The 14,731-nt window shown below is 66.8% G+C and carries 12 protein-coding genes and 1 tRNA gene; 6 read left to right on the top strand and 7 right to left on the bottom strand.

Going from position 1 to position 14,731, the window contains the following annotated elements; translation table 11 throughout:
- Nucleotides 1–17: 17 nt before the first annotated feature.
- The gene (locus tag KA712_15750) at nucleotides 18–509 is read right to left on the bottom strand and encodes a chemotaxis protein CheW (protein MCG5054417.1); all 492 of its coding nucleotides are present in this window, start codon (nucleotides 507–509) and stop codon (nucleotides 18–20) included.
- Between the two features lie 266 nt (nucleotides 510–775).
- Between KA712_15750 and KA712_15745 the strand changes: the two genes are divergently transcribed.
- The 3 genes from KA712_15745 (at nucleotide 776) to KA712_15735 (ending at nucleotide 4,668) form a co-directional block, all read left to right on the top strand.
- Nucleotides 776–1,756, top strand: a complete 981-nt coding sequence (locus tag KA712_15745; GenBank protein ID MCG5054416.1) for a thioredoxin domain-containing protein — start codon at nucleotides 776–778, stop codon at nucleotides 1,754–1,756.
- A gap of 1 nt (nucleotide 1,757) precedes the next feature.
- Nucleotides 1,758–2,324, top strand: coding sequence for a TlpA family protein disulfide reductase (locus tag KA712_15740; protein ID MCG5054415.1), 567 nt, complete (start codon nucleotides 1,758–1,760; stop codon nucleotides 2,322–2,324).
- A 67-nt stretch (nucleotides 2,325–2,391) separates the two neighbouring features.
- Nucleotides 2,392–4,668: a hypothetical protein gene (locus KA712_15735; protein MCG5054414.1), complete on the top strand. Its 2,277-nt coding sequence runs from the start codon at nucleotides 2,392–2,394 to the stop codon at nucleotides 4,666–4,668.
- Nucleotides 4,669–4,672: 4 nt separating this feature from the next.
- On the opposite strand, the gene KA712_15730 is transcribed toward KA712_15735, so the two are convergent.
- Nucleotides 4,673–5,908, bottom strand: a complete 1,236-nt coding sequence (locus tag KA712_15730) for a hypothetical protein (GenBank protein ID MCG5054413.1) — start codon at nucleotides 5,906–5,908, stop codon at nucleotides 4,673–4,675.
- Between the two features lie 109 nt (nucleotides 5,909–6,017).
- Complete coding sequence (locus KA712_15725) at nucleotides 6,018–6,203, bottom strand: hypothetical protein (GenBank protein ID MCG5054412.1); 186 nt, start codon at nucleotides 6,201–6,203, stop codon at nucleotides 6,018–6,020.
- 175 nt (nucleotides 6,204–6,378) lie between these two features.
- Between KA712_15725 and KA712_15720 the strand changes: the two genes are divergently transcribed.
- Nucleotides 6,379–6,939 carry an NUDIX hydrolase gene (locus tag KA712_15720; GenBank protein MCG5054411.1) on the top strand — a complete coding sequence of 187 codons (561 nt, stop codon included), beginning with the start codon at nucleotides 6,379–6,381 and terminating at the stop codon, nucleotides 6,937–6,939.
- Between the two features lie 41 nt (nucleotides 6,940–6,980).
- Here the strand turns inward: KA712_15720 and KA712_15715 are convergent, their stop codons facing one another.
- Entirely contained in the window at nucleotides 6,981–8,210 is a 1,230-nt protein-coding gene (locus KA712_15715) for an OmpA family protein (GenBank protein ID MCG5054410.1), read from the bottom strand.
- A gap of 20 nt (nucleotides 8,211–8,230) precedes the next feature.
- On the bottom strand, nucleotides 8,231–8,698 hold the full coding sequence (locus tag KA712_15710; protein MCG5054409.1) for a hypothetical protein: 468 nt from the start codon (nucleotides 8,696–8,698) through the stop codon (nucleotides 8,231–8,233).
- Between the two features lie 246 nt (nucleotides 8,699–8,944).
- Between KA712_15710 and KA712_15705 the strand changes: the two genes are divergently transcribed.
- Nucleotides 8,945–9,021: transfer RNA gene (locus KA712_15705), tRNA-His, on the top strand.
- Between the two features lie 69 nt (nucleotides 9,022–9,090).
- Here KA712_15705 and KA712_15700 read toward each other — a convergent pair.
- Nucleotides 9,091–11,007, bottom strand: a complete 1,917-nt coding sequence (locus tag KA712_15700) for a sodium/solute symporter (GenBank protein MCG5054408.1) — start codon at nucleotides 11,005–11,007, stop codon at nucleotides 9,091–9,093.
- A 201-nt stretch (nucleotides 11,008–11,208) separates the two neighbouring features.
- On the opposite strand from KA712_15700, the gene KA712_15695 reads away from it, so the two are divergent.
- Nucleotides 11,209–12,213 carry a PEGA domain-containing protein gene (locus KA712_15695; GenBank protein MCG5054407.1) on the top strand — a complete coding sequence of 335 codons (1,005 nt, stop codon included), beginning with the start codon at nucleotides 11,209–11,211 and terminating at the stop codon, nucleotides 12,211–12,213.
- 6 nt (nucleotides 12,214–12,219) lie between these two features.
- On the opposite strand, the gene KA712_15690 is transcribed toward KA712_15695, so the two are convergent.
- Entirely contained in the window at nucleotides 12,220–14,466 is a 2,247-nt protein-coding gene (locus tag KA712_15690; GenBank protein MCG5054406.1) for a protein kinase, read from the bottom strand.
- Nucleotides 14,467–14,731: the final 265 nt, after the last annotated feature.

Below are 14,731 nucleotides of genomic sequence, written 5' to 3'. Positions count from 1 at the left end.
ATGCCGTTTCATTGAGGTCACGCTGCGGCCGGGGCCACTTCGTCCGACAGACTGAAAATGCGTGTCACGTCGAGAATCGTGATCATCTTGTCGCCCATGGTCGCGATGCCGCGGGCCAAAGTCAGCTCACCTTCCACGAACACGGGAGGCGGCTTGAGCGCGCTCCGCGGGATGCTCATGACGTCGCTCATGGCGTCCACGATGAGCCCCATCACGCGCTCGCGGTTGCCGCTCGCCACGCGCACCACCACCACGACGGTGGTCGAGCCGTAGGGCAGCGAGGGCATTCCCAGCCTTTCCCTGAGGTCGGCGATGGGCACGATGTGGCCCCGGATGTTGATCACGCCCTTGATGAACGCGGGAGCGCCCGGAATGGGCATGGGGTGAGACCAGCTGCGGATCTCCTGAACCCCCAGGATGTCCACACCATACTCCTCGCCATCGACGATGAAGGTGAGAAGCTGTTCGAGCTCCTCGCTTTCGGGGCCTCGTGTGGCTTGATCGCTCATGGCCAATCCAAGTTCGGTTGCCCCGCATGGCGGCTTGAGCGGCTCACCCCCCGCGCTTGGGTGGAAGGTCTCGCCACGACGCCGCCCCCACATGCCTCGCCGCAGAGCTTGCACCCCCCGACGCTTCTCGGGAAAAACGGGTGCAAAACCTTCGTCGCGGCACATGGTCACAACAGCGCAACGAGTCAGACCCAACTTCGGGCTGAGAGCGGGTTTCCGCCGCCTCCGTTTGACGCCGGGGCTGCCCGTTTTTATACCTTCGCTCCATGCACGTGAAGAATCGAGGCTCCCTGACCGCCGGAAGTGGCCTGACTCTGCGTTGGTTGGCGCGGGGGCTTGTATACGGGGTGTGGGCGACGTGGGCGTTCGCCTGCACCAAACAGGCGCCAGACGTGCGCCCCGCGCAGGCGGCGGACGAGGGCATCGCCCGGGCCCACGCTGCCACGGAAAAAAGTACGCCTGCCGAAAAGAGCGCCGGCGCCGCCGAAGCGCCTCCGCCCGGTGTCGACCTGGCTTCGCTGGACGACTTTGAGCGCAAGGTGTTCTTCCGCATCGTAGGCAAAGAGCCCTCCGCCTGCGGCAAGGGGCACAGCCTCATCGAATCCGTGCGCACGGATCCGGGCTGTCGCAAGTCGTTCTACGCCACCCGCTACGTGGCCCGCCTGGTCGAGGCGGGGTTCACCGACTCGGAGATTACGCAGGCGCTCGAAAAACGGTACCGGAAGCCCGAGGTCGTGAAGGTCGACACCACCGGGGCGCCCGCGAAGGGCGCCACCAACGCCCGGGTCACGATCGTCGAGTTCGTGGACTTCGAGTGCCCCCACTGCAAGCGCATCCAGCCGGTGCTGCGACAGATCGTCGACGAGTTTCCTGCCGACGTGCGCGTGGTGATGAAACACTACCCTCTTGGTCAGCACACCAACGCGCGCCTGGCAGCTTCCGCTTCGGTGGCCGCGCATCTGCAGGGCAAGTTTTGGCCCTACAGCGAGAAGGTCTGGGAAAACTCGGATTTCCTCACCCCCGCGCTGCTCGAGACCCTGGCCAAGGACGTGGGGCTCGATGTCGCTCGTTGGCGCAAGGACTTCGAGTCCGCGGAAACCATGAAGAAGGTGGAGGCGGATAAAGCGCAGGGTGCGGGTTACGGGCTCCGCTCGACGCCCACCCTTTACGTCAACGGCAAGTTGTTCACCGATTCAAGAGATATCGAAAGCCTCCGAGATTGGGTCACGGAAGAGCTTGGCCGTTGACATGTTGCCCCCTCGCCCCAAGAGGTTCACGCGCCGCCAGCTGACCAGCGCCAGCGTCGCGGTGGCGCTGGGGGCCTGCGCTGGGACAGGCGCGCGCCCTCAGCCCACGGCAGGGCAGGTCGTGGGCGGCGTGGTCGTGGGAAGCCCCCTGCCCGACGTACACTTCGTGGCCCTCGGCACCACCACCTCGACGACCCGTGTGAGCCAGCTTCGCGGGCACGTGGTGCTGCTCGACGTGTGGGCCTCGTGGTGCGAGCCCTGCAAGGTCGAGCTGCCCCTGCTCGACGACATCGCAAAGCGGTTGGGCTCCCGGGGGGTCGTGATTGCGGCCGTGTCCATCGACCAGGACGAGGCCAACGTGCACCGGTTCCTGCGCACCCGAAAAACCTGGACTGTGCGATTTTTCCACGACCCTGCGGGGGTCGTGGCTGAACGCCTGGCGCCGCCCAAGATGCCCACCTCCTACCTGCTGGATCGCCAGGGCCTGGTGCGCGAAGTGAATACCGGATTTGAACGCGCGGACGCCCCCCGCCTCGAGCGCGCCTTGGCCGCGCTCGCCGGGACCTGACGGAAGGCCAGGGCGTCTTCGACGCGGTTCAGGGAACGCCTGAACCTTCCGATCTGCTCGGGTCGACGTGGCCCGCGCCCTCCGCAACACCAGACTTTCTTCGCGTCGTCGGTCCTGGTCCGCTCTTGCGGCGGTCTTGCTGCTGGCGGTGCCCGGACGCGCGGCGCAGGCCGAGGTCGCCCCCGCGGCGTCGTCGATGCGGCCCGTGAAGGTGCGGGTGTCACCGAGCGGGCGCCTCGAGGTGGAGCCCGCTCTGCCAGCGTCATCGGCTCCGGCTCCCGCCGCACGACAGGCGCCTCCAAAGAGCGTGCTCCCGTCGCCTGTATCAGCCCCGCCGCTCGTGACGTCCCCCGCGCCAGAGCCTGGGCGCTCCGGGCCGCTGTCCCCGGCTGCCAGGCCCCTGGCGAGCCCCCCACTCCAGCTGCCGTCGGCGACACCCGGCAACCCCTTCGCGCGCGTTCGCCTGCGCGGCCCGCTGAGCCCCGTCGTGACCGAAGGGCTGCTGCGGCTCGGAGGCAGACAGGAAGCCGAAAGCCCGGCGCCTCCGGTTCAGCAGCCGCCTGAGGGGCCACCCGCCGCCGAGCCCCTCGCTGCGCGCGCCCCCCGCGGGGCCACCATCGCCCGCAGCCTCGAGCCCACGCCCGAGCCGGTAGGCGCCGCAGCCCGCCCCTTCTTCATCGAGGGCGAGCTCGAATCCTTCGTGCTGCGGCCAATCACCCGGCGTAACTTCATCGGTGTGGGCGGTGGCGTGGCCTCGATCCCGAACGACGCCAACACCCTCCTCAACACCTTCTTCGTGACCGTCGAACCCCAGATCGACATCATCAACGAGGTCTACCACTGGAAGCTTGGCCTCGGCGCGCCCTTGAACCTGAAGCTGCTCGACACCCGCGGCCCCTTCGAAGGCTGCATCGAGCAGGGTCGTACGGCACGGCTCACGGGCGGCGACCAAGACACGGTGGCCGCGGTCACGGGCGCCTGTCTGCTCGAGCAAAAGGACAACCTGACCGAGGGCATCGGCACCCTCCGCAAGGAAGACTGGGACCAGCCCTCCGACTTCGCCAAGGTCATTCGTTACTTCATCGTGGGCGAAGCCGAGCACGAGTTTTATCTGAACGTGAGCCGCCAGTTCGACCAATCGCTCTCGCACGGCACGGCGGTGCGCGACTACAACGCAAACATCAACTTCAACACCTCGCGCCTCGGCGCGACCATCGATTTCAACAAAGCGGCGATCGGCATTCAGGGCATCGCCAACGACCTGGTGCGCCCCGACGTGCTCGGGATGATGCTGTTCATTCGGCCCTTCCGGCCCTATTCCGACAGCGTATTCCTGCGCAGCCTTTCCCTCGGCTTGTCCTTCGTCCATGGTGTGAACCAACCAAGGCGCTTGCTCTTCGAGCCGGGTCTGTTCGCACCAGCCTTCGATCAGCCCATCGTCAAGGTAGATGAACAGCTCACGATGCTGGGCGCCGCGTACGCCCCGATGGACATCTTGGGGGTGGACCTGGAAGCCAAGATCGTGCGGGGCAAGGAGAACGACCTCAAGGTCTACGCCGACTTCCAGAAAATGAAAGACTTTGGCGAGGGCGTGACCCTGGGGGCGTTGTTCCGTTACTCCCATGGCGAGCCGGCCACCCAGGCGTTGAGGGCCCGCGCCGAGCTGAACGTGTTTTCCGCGGACTACCTGCCGAGCTACTTCGACACCTACCACGACATCTTCCAGTACCAGTATCTGCCCGCCACGTATCGGGCCTCGAATGGCTTGCTCTACAGCCCCACGAAGTGGCAGTACCTCGAAGCCGCCCGCGGCGGGCGCCCCAAGATGGGAGCCTACGTGGAGGTTGCCCATGCCTTCCTCGACAAGCTCACGCTCAGCCTGGCTGGACGCATGTGGCGGCCCGTGGGCTCGCCCTCACGCCCGGGCTTCGATGGGCTGCGTTTCCCCGACTATGGCCAGGGGTGCGAGGCCGAGGGCGAAGGTGACCTCGCCTGCGGGGACGAGACCGTACGCATCGACGAGCTGTCCTACTCCTCGCTTCGTGTGCGCGCCGAGCTTCCCTTTCGCAAGTTCCTGCAGGCGTTTGCGAGCTACGAGGTTTTCTCTTCGGGTGACGAGCCGGGACTGGGCGCCCTGCAGTTGGATGGAGACAACGAAGTGCTGTTCGGCGGCGCCCGGTTGATGCTGCTTCCCTTCCTGTTCTTCCAGGCCGAGACGAGGCGCTACTTCTTCCTTCAAAGAGTCACCAACATCGACTTGCAAACGCTGACCGTCGAGCAAGACCAGCGTTATCACGCCAACTGGACCTTCGCGTTCAGCACCTACCTCGGCTACGAGTTCTAGGCACCTACCGTGTGGTGCGCACCCACTTCTGCACGACCCCAATCGTGTGGCCATCGGATTGGTACGTGACCCCGTGTCCATCGCCGTTGCTCCGCCCCGGGGGCAGGAGCTGCCAGAAGAAGCCCATGAGGCCTCCCGTGGACGCAAACAGCCTCTCGAGCCATCGATCATAGAGCGCGGCCCGCACGTCGTCCGTCGGTGAATCTCCCCCCGCCGAGAGGCCGTACTCACCGAGGTACGCCACCTTGTCAGCCGCCCCCGCGAGCGTCTCGTGACGCTCGATCCACACCGTGGCGTCGAAGCTGGGGTCGAGGCCCCAGGCGCGCGGGTAAAAGTGATAACTCACGAGGTCCAGCGCCTCGAGGGAGGCCAGCCGATGAAAGCTTGCTCCCAGGCTGCCCGACACGGGATAGCTGTTGGTGAGCGCCGGGTACAGAGACGGCTCGTCGTCGAAGCCCTCGCCCCCGTCAGCCACGAGATGGTTCGGAAACGCGGCCTTTGCGTACGCAGCCAGGAAGTTGAGCGTGTCGACCAGCGCCGTACTGCCCGCGCAGCGGGGACAACGAAACTCGTTTCCCAGTTCCCAGGCCACGATGGCCGGCTCGTCGCGGTAGCGAAGGCCCGTATACACGTTCACGCGTTCCGCAAGGAGATCCACATACTCCGTCCACAGCGCCTGAAATCTTCGGTCGAAGAAAAAGTCGTCCTTGCTTCGGCCAATCCAGGCCGCCATGGCCGGAAGGCCCCCGTACTCGGGCCAGTTGTTCGTGAGCGTCAAGATGAGGCGAATGCCCCGCGCCTTCGCCTCGGCCACGGCGCGGTCGAGCCCACGCAGTCCCACCTCCGAAAAACGGTCGGGGCCGGTTCGGATCGCCGAGCGGTCTTGCGCCTCGTTGAAGGCCCAGATGCGCACCATGGGCAGGCCCATGCACACCACACCCTCGAGCGCCTCGAGTGCGGTGGCCTCGGCGTCTCGCTCGCCGCGTTCGGCGTAGGCGAAGAGCTGCTGCAAGTAGTAGAGGTTGGTGCCCCCGACCCGAAACGGAAGGCCATCCAGCGTCAACTCGGCCCCCTGCCGGCGGACGAAGCCTCGCAAGGCGGGTCGCGGCACACAAGCCCCGGGGGCCTGTAGCTGATCGAGAGCCGCGTCCTGCCCGTGAGGGTCAGCGCCGCCCGGGTCACTCTCCTCGGGCACGACCCCCTGCCCAGCACAGCCTCCACAGGGAACCAGAGGCACCACGACAAGGACCCCTAACGACAGGAAGAGAGCGCACGACGGCACGCAACGAAGGTGCACACCGCTCATTATGTACCCGAAGGGCGCTGGCGGCTCGATTCCGCCACGGCCTCTAGTTCACGGACGAGAGCCGCGCGGAGGCGTCGTCCTGCGCCACCTCGGCCAAGCTGCAGCGCCGGATCGAAAAGCGATCGGGTCCAAACTTCGCGAGCGCCCACGACAGGGCGTCTTCGAGCTCTTGAAACACCGCCGAAGGCTCGTCGCTGCCATCGGGCACGATGCCGAAACGACAGGTCACCGGGTCACCTCGGCGAGGCGAAGCACGGGGGGCAGGACCAGGACAAGGCAAGGGCAATGAAAGCGAAGGGAGTCCACATTGGGTGCCTTACCTGAGTTTTCACCCTTTGCCAGGTGAAATTTCCGTGGCATTCCGCAAGGCGCATCGCGCCCCAAAACCTGATAAGGGAAAGCTCATGCCGAACCGCACTGCCAAGTCTGGGGACGTGATCGTGGCCGAGACGCGCTTTTTACGCCTGATCGATCGCGACGGATGGAGCTTCGTCCAACGCCCAAACGCCACGGGCGTGGTGTCCATCGTGGCGCTGACGGATGACGACGAGATCCTGTTCGTGGAGCAGCATCGAAAACCCGTGAACGCTGCGACCATCGAACTGCCTGCAGGGCTTGCAGGTGACGAGCCTGGTCACGAAACCGAGGCGCTGGCCCAAACGGCCGCCCGCGAGTTGCTCGAAGAGACAGGGTACGAAGCGGCGCGGATCGAGTTCCTCATGGGCTGCCCCACGTCTCCGGGCATGACGGACGAGGTGGCCTCGTTTTTTCTGGCCACCGGTCTGCGCCGCACGGGCCCAGGCGGTGGCGTGGCGGGCGAAGACATCACCGTGCATGTCGTACCGCTTGCAACCGCGCCGAAATTCCTGGAAGACGCCGCTCGCCAGGGACGGCTCGTTGCAGCGAAGGCGCTCGCGGGCCTTCACCTCGCCTTCATGGCAAGGGCCCTGACGCCAAAGACCTGAATGGCGGCAAGGCCGCCCACCAAGGAGGCTTGGCGGTGGGCTCACTGATAGAGGAAGACCACCTCGACCCGGTTGTTGCGCCCCCGCCCCGCCTTGCTGCGGTTATCGCCCACGGGCTCGGCGGCTCCCTGGCCGCTCGCCACCAGGCGGCTCGCGGACACACCGCGCGCCACGAGGGCGTTGTACAGGGCCTGCGCCCGTACATGCGACCTTGCCAACAAGGCATCCTCACGGCCCTGACGGTCGGTATGCCCGACCAGTTGCACCGGGAACGCAGCGTACTTTTTCACCAGGTCCGCGAGCCGGTCGAGCACCGCCTCGCTGCCCGGAACGATGGCGTGCCCCCGCCCCTTGAACAATATCGCCGAGGGGATGTGCACCACGAGGCGTTGTAGCTGGCCCCGCGCTTCGCGGCGGACCTCCACCGATTGAATGAGCGCGGCGTCCCCCGCCAGCGCGTCGGCCTGCGCGCGCCGCTCGTTTGCCTGCACCTCGTGTTCGTAGGTCGGTCGCGCCGCCTCGACCGCGGCGGCGGCCCGCTGCCGGGCCATGTCGGCGCTGACCCGCGCGGCGTCGAGCTGGTTCGCCTCGAGCTCTTTGCGAGCCCGGCCCAGCATATCCATGGCCGCCTGGTAGGCGCCGGAGGCGAGCCGTTTGGCGTCGACGGTCTCCGCCTCCTTCACGGCCAGCTCGGCTGCCATGATCTTGTCTGAGGCTTCGGCCCGCTCTTTTTCCTGTTGGAGCCGCTGCGACAGCGTCTGCTTTTCCGCCGACGCGGTCTCCCGCTGCTTCTGCAGCTCGGCCATCAGCTCCTCGCGCTCCAAAGACTGCTTCTTGAGCTGCTCGAGTAGGGACACCTGCTCTTTGAGGTCCCTCAGCTCTTTGTCGAGGGCCGCCGCTTCCTCGTCGGCCTTCTTGCGAGCGCGCCGCGCCTTTTTGATGCGGTCCTGGGCGCGGGCCTGTTCGAGCAGCGCAAGCGCTTGCTTGATCTTGGCTTGCCCATAGAGCGAATCGTGTCGGGCATCGTCGAGGTCGTTGTCTTCCCAGTGGTCGCGCGCCTCTGCGAGCAGCTTGTCGGCCCGCTTCATCACGTTCGGGGCCACCACCTCGGCCTGCTTCGCCGAGGGCTCGGCCCGCAGGCGTTCGAACGCAACGAGCTCGGGCGGTTTCTGCGGAGTGGAGCAGGCCGCAGCGCCCCAGGCGATGAGCAGGGACGCAACAGCGGGCAGAGCGCGCTGCCAGGAAGGCAGGACGCCGTACGGCGCCCGCAAGGTCGAAGTAGATACCCGCGTCATCGGGTGGTCGCCTCCAAGGCGGCCTTGCGTTTTTTCAGCGTCTCGATCGTCTGCGTCAGCTCGACGATGCGGGCCCGCGTGGAAGCCAACGCCGATTCCTCTTGGCGCGCCTGCTCCGCAAGCTGCCCGGCGGTGATGACCTCGCGGATCATGTCGGCCTGAGCGTCGCCCCGGTCCAGCACCTCGCGCACGCGGTCGTACTGCTTTTCCGCCCGGAGGCGCCACGCCTCGTCGAGCCAGGTCGAAAAGACGGCGAGTTCCTCGGAGGCCACGCGCTGCTCGTCGATGCGCTGCAGGTCGCTCACGTTGCGACGCGACCTGTCGATCATCACCTGGAGGTCGTCAGCCTCTCCGGCCCGCGCCGCGGGGGTCGGGCCGCACCAGGTCCGCGTGAGGGAGCCAAACGGGGACACCAACGACCCGAGGGTCGCGGCGCCGAGCCAGGCGAGTGTGGTTCGCTTCATCTGCAGGTTCCGGGTTCTCCCGAGGGGAGGGTCTTGCTGGGGAACCTAAAAGCTTCAAGGCCCGACTGCAAGCGCCAAGATGCTGCACCGAGTGTAAGAAGGGCCTTCCCGGCCCGCCCTTCGTAACTGCGCAGAATCCTGAGCGAGGAAAGCCCAAGTTCCGGCTTGACGGGCGGATTCACCCGGTGCATACAAGTGCCCCTCGACCGGGTGGAGACGGGGAATGGACGCGGAGCGTCGAGATGTGGTGAGCGTAGCTCAATGGTAGAGCATCGGATTGTGATTCCGAGGGTTGCGGGTTCGATCCCCGTCGTTCACCCCCAATTCTGATTCCCGCGTGGTGTGAGGGCTCCCGCGTTCGCCGGAGCCCTTGTTCGTTTCTGCAGCGCGGCTTACCAGAACACCATGTAGAGCACGGCGGTCAACGCCACCACGAGCCCGCCAAAGAGCTTCGCGCCCTTCGTGGACGTCATGTTCATCTCGAGGTTCACGGGGAGCTCGACCGGCTTTGGCAACGGGCGCACGACGGTGATCACCGTCAGCACCGCCAGGACCACGCCGAAGCAGATGGCCATGCGGTTGAGGAAGGCGACCTGGGGCAAGGCCCACTTCAAGGTGCCGTAGAGCACCGGGTTGAGCACCAGGCCGACCGTGCCCACCATCCGAGGCGCCTTCGGCACCAACAAGCCGAAGATGAAGATGGCCAAAATGCCCGGCGAGATGAAGCCCTGGAACTCCTGAATGAAGCTGAAGATCCCTCCGAAGCGGGGGTTGCCGAGGCCAGGTGCAATGACGATGGCGATGAGAACGAACACCACCACTCCGATCCTCCCCACCCTCACGAGCTCGGCCGGTCGCGCGTCCTTTTTGACCTTGCCATAGATGTCCATCGCGAAGATCGTCGAGGCGGAATTCAGCATCGAGGCGAGCGAGCTGACCACGGCGCCGAAGATCGCGGCCAACACGAACCCCAGGAGGCCACTGCCTGGGCGCAGGAGGTTTCGCAGCAACGTGGGAAAGGCGGCGTCGTAGTCATAGCCCACCAGGCGATCCGAGATCGGCAGGCCCTTGTCTCGGGCCGCGCCCACGAAGGCCTCGTTGGCCAGGGCAAGGGCAGCCGGCTCGGTGCGCGTGGGCGGCACGGCGCCGAGCAGCCGGGCGTTGTGGCGGGCCATCTCGCTCGCCACCGCGGGCTGCAGCTGCGCGAACCTGTCGGTGAACTCGAAGACCTTCCCGTCTCCGTTGCGAAAGGAGGCAAGCGCAGGGGCGTTTTTGACGTCGGCCTGCTGCTTGAGGTCACTGCCGAAGAGGTTGAAGGCCAGCATGCCGGGGACCACCACCACGAACGGAACCACCAGCTTGAGAAACGCTGCGAAGATGATGCCCTTCTGCCCTTCGGCCAGGGACTTCGAGCCCAGCGTACGCTGGGTGATGTACTGGTTGAGCCCCCAGTAAAAGAAGTTCGGAATCCAAAGGCCCATCACCAACGCCGACCAGGGGATCTCCGGATCGTTGCCGGGACGAACCATGTGAAGCTTGCCTTCGGGCAAGGCGCCCCGGTTGAGTTCCCAAAAGCGCCCGAGGGGTCCACTTTGGGTGAGGGTCTCGAGCTTGGCGTCGGGGTTCGCGGCGGTGGTGAGCAAAGCCTGCGGGTCGGCGGCGCCGAGCGCGTCGAGCGCAAGGTACAAGATCACGAACCCACCCACGATGAGGGCGGCACCCTGGATGAGGTCGGCCCAGGCGCAGGCCTTGAGCCCCCCTGCGAACACGTAAAGAGCCGCCAAAACGCCGATGATCCAACAAGCCACCGTGATGTTGCCGAGGTCAAAGCCCAGTACCACTTGCCCCTGGAAGAACACGCTAATCACCTTGGCGCCGGAGAAGATCACCGATGCCGTGGGCACGCCGACCAGGATCACCATGGTGCTGATGGCCATGATGGTCCGGGCGAAGGGGTTGTAGCGGTACTCCAGGAACTCGGGGATGGTGAAGATGCCGCTCTTGAGAAAAGCGGGCAGGAAGACGAAGGCCACCACGACAAGGGTGACGGCCGCCATCCATTCATAGGAGGCGATGGCCATGCCCAGCCAGTCCGCCGCCTTGCCGCTCATGCCGACGAACTGCTCGGTCGAGATGTTCGCCGCGATCAGCGAAAAGCCTACCAACCACCAGGTGAGCCCGCGGCCGGCCAGGAAGTAGTCGGAGGCGCCGTGCTCGCTCTGCGTCTCCTCGCCCCGGCTCATGTAAAGCCCGATCCCCACCACCGACACGACGAACGCGACGAATATCAACAGGTCGATGAGTTGCATTCCTAAGGTCTCTCTTCGGAGTTGTGGCTTCGGCGACGGTTCCTGGCAACGCGCCGCACTGGTGTTCCGCTAGCAGCGGAGGGCGCATGAAACCGTAGTCCCGTCCGGATGACAAGGGTCGAGATGGACCGCGCACCCAGGGCCGGCGCGATCGGGTTGGCAGTTTGCCATGCCAAAGCTTAGGATTCGGCGGTAGCCCGCATGCCCTCGCAGCCTGTGAACGCGCTCGTCTCGAAAGCGGTGGCGCTTGCCGCCTTCGTCCTCGCCCTGGCGGCCAGCCGCACCGGCAGCGCCGCGGAGGAGGCGAGCCGCCTGGCCATTTCCCACGTGGTGTTCGAGGGCAACCTGCCCCCCGAGGCGCGCAAGCTGCTGCGGGAGCGCCTGGCCGAGGGGCTTGCCCGGGCCGACGTACAGGTGGTGGGAGGCCCCCGGCCCGCGCGTGAGGAGGGCTGCGCGAACCCCACCTGCTACCGGCAATTGGCCAGCAAGCTGGGCGTGGCGTACCTGGTAGCGGGCCGGGTGGAGGAGAAGGGAAAGACCTATGACATCGAGCTCGAGCTTGTCACGGGCCCCACCGGCCGAAGCAGCGGCACCCACAAGCAGCGCTGCCAGATCTGTGGTCTTTCAGAGGCGGGCGAACGCATGTCCCTCGCCGCGTCCACGCTCACCGAAAAGCTCAAGAGCCTGCTGCACGAGCCGGGGCGGGTGGTGGTGCGGGTGCACCCGGGCTCTGCCACCGTGGTCGTCGACGGGGTCGTGAAGGGCCCGGCCCCCCAGGAGGTGAGCCTGGGGGCAGGTCGCCACAAGCTCGAGCTCGAAAAGCCCGGGTACCGCTCCGTGGCGCGCGAGATCGAGGTGGTCCCCGCCGTGGACCAGGAGCTCGACCTCCAGATGGTGGCCATTCCCTCGGCGTTTCCCTTCAAGGCGGCGGGCTATTCGGCAATCGGGCTCGGCCTCGCGTCGCTCGCGGCGAGCGTGGTGGCGATGACGGCTTTCCATGGTCAAGACGTCGCGTGCGACGCCGCGGACCGAGACGGCGCCGGAAACTGCCCGAAGGTGTACGAGGCCGCCTGGCACGCCCTGGGCTTCGCCGTCGGCGGAGCCGCGTTGACGACCGTCGGCGGCTTGTGGCTCTACCTCGGCCACAAGGAGCCGATGAGCGCCAGCGCGTCACCTGCGGGTGTGGGCTGGCGCGGGCGCTTTTGAGCCGGCCTACTCGAGGGCCTTGGTCTCGGCCTGACGAACCCGGCCCGCAATCCCCTCGTCGTGCGGGGCCAGCTGGGCGGCCGCTCTGTATTCGCCGAGCGCGTCCCGGTAGCGCAGGAGCTTGAAGTAGGCGTCACCCATCACCCGACGCGCGTCGGGTGAGTTCGGGGCCAGGCGCGCCGCCCGGCGGGCGTACTGAAGGGCGTCTTCGTAGCGGGCCCTCTCGAACGAGACCTCGGCCAGCCCGGTGACCGCCCGCGCGTTCGTGTGGTCGAGCGCAACGGCCTGGCTGAACGCTTGCTCGGCGGCGTCGAGCCGCATGCTTGCCAGGAACGCATACCCCGCGCGGGTCGACGCGATGGCTGCCTCGGGATCGCGAGGCGCTTCGGTCAAACTGACCGCGCGTTCGCCTGGCGGCGTGGGCGCCGGCGCCGCCCCCCGCGGGGCTGCCCCTGTACGTTCAGGGGGCTTTGCGGCCGGCGCGGGGGCCACGGGCGCCGCCCCCTCCGAGCGCTGCACGGCCGCCCGGTCGGCGGGGTCCAGGCCGGCGATCACTTGATACAAGGGACGCGCGGACTCTTTCGCCCCCTCCTTCCACGACGCATCGGCCAGGCGCCTCAGGCCATCGGCCAGCTGCGCGGCTTCTTCGCCTGCGGTGTCCACTTTGGCCAGGGCCTTCATCGCGAGGCGCGCCTCCGAAACCCGCCCGCGGCGCGCCGCCACGAAGAGGTCCGCTGCGATCCGCCGCTGCGCCTCGGAGTCGCTTTGGTGCTGCTGCCACAGCACCCGGTTGCCGAAGGCCGCAAGATCCTCGGCGGAAAGCTCCGCCTTGCTCTGCAAGGTGGGGTCGTCGGGAAGAAAGCGCAGGGCGTCCCGGTACTTGATCAGCGCCAAGTGCGGCAGATCCACCTGCTCGAGTTCCTGTCCCATGGCCTGCAAGGCGGCCGCATAGTTCTCACGAAGCAGCCGCGCCCCGGGCGAGCGCCGCCCCAGCGCAGCGGCTTCGCTTTCGGCCCCCTCGATGAAGTCCAGCGCCGAAGCCCCAAGAGGCGTCACATACTGGAGCCGCTTGACGGCCTGGTTGGCCTTCACGATATGAGCCGCCACGGCGGGCGCTTCATCCGTGCCCGTCACCTCGACCCGCACGGGCTCGTAGACCACCTGGGGTTGGCGGATCACACCGAGGTAAAGCGACAGCGCCCCGGCCGCCACCGCCACCGCGGCCGTGCTTCCGAAGATGAGGCGACGCCTCCGCGACGCCGGCGACGGCATCCGCTCGGCAAGCCTTACCCGCCACGCCGGATCGACCGCGGGCAGCTCGAGATCGTCCCAGGCCGTTTTGAGGCCCGAAGCGATCTGAGCCTCACAGAGCAGGCCTTCCACTTCCGCCATCGACGAGGGCCGCGCGTCGGGGGCCTTGGCCAGCATCCGGAACACCACGGCCTCGAGCGCCGCCGGGATCTTCCGGCCGGCCGTACACGACGCCATGGGCTCGACGGCCCGCTCGACGTGCTGGCGAAGCGTCTCGAGCGCGTCGGCGCCGCGGAACGGCGCCGATCCGGTCAACACCTCGTACGCCAGCACGCCAAGCCCGTAGACGTCCGCCCGGTGATCGTAGCCTTTGGCCGTGATGCGTTCCGGGGAGACATATTCGGGCGTCCCGCAGATCGTCTTGGCACCCGGGCGCACGTCGTCGAGAAAGCCCGCGATGCCGAAGTCCACCACCTTCACCAGGTCGGCCCGACGGCTCCCCCGCACGAGCATCACGTTGTCGGGTTTGACGTCCAGGTGAATCACACCCTTTTCGTGCGTGGCCCCGAGCGCTTTGGCCACCTGGCGAAGGATGGGGATGGCGCGAGCCGCATCGAACACCTCACCCCGTCGCAGCAGGTCCCCGAGAGAGTGCCCTTCGAGGTACTCCATGACGAAGTACACCCGGCCGTCCGGCAACTCACCGAAGTCGGTAACGTCGGCGATGTGAGGGCTGCCGATCCGAGACGCCGTGCGCGCCTCGTGAAGGAAACCCGCGACCCGCTTCGGATCGCGCGCGGCGCTCGACAAGAGCACCTTCAGCGCCACGCGCTTTTGCAGGTCGACGTGTTCGGCCTCGTACACCGCGCCCATACCCCCCTTGCCGATACCGGCGATCACGCGATAGCGGGAACCTGGGATCACCTCGCCGAGCGGCAGGTCCGTGTCCGGCCTGATGCTCGTGATGTTGCGAGGGGGATTTGTGAGGGGGGGAGCGGGCATGCGCCTGTGGAAAGCCTTCAAAAAACCAACGACGGCGGTCCGAACCGGGCACGCGGGCCCACGTACCGCGCCCCACGATCGTGTGGCTACGGACCTAGAGTATACCCGGAGGGGGTGCGCGTTGCCTGTGACGAAGAACGAAGAGGGTCTTGTTTTCTCGACGTACGTGTAGGCGCAAAAGCCACCTTGGTCGCGGCCCTGGTTCGAGCGTCTCCGCCGTCGGCGGCACGCGCGTGAAGCAGGGGCGGCGACGCTCTCCTCGCAC

It is taken from the genome of Myxococcales bacterium, assembly GCA_022184915.1.
In the GTDB taxonomy this organism is placed as follows: domain Bacteria; phylum Myxococcota_A; class Polyangia; order Fen-1088; family Fen-1088; genus JAGTJU01.
Note: the sequence above shows the minus strand (reverse complement) of the source record. Positions and strands in the feature narration are given on the sequence as shown.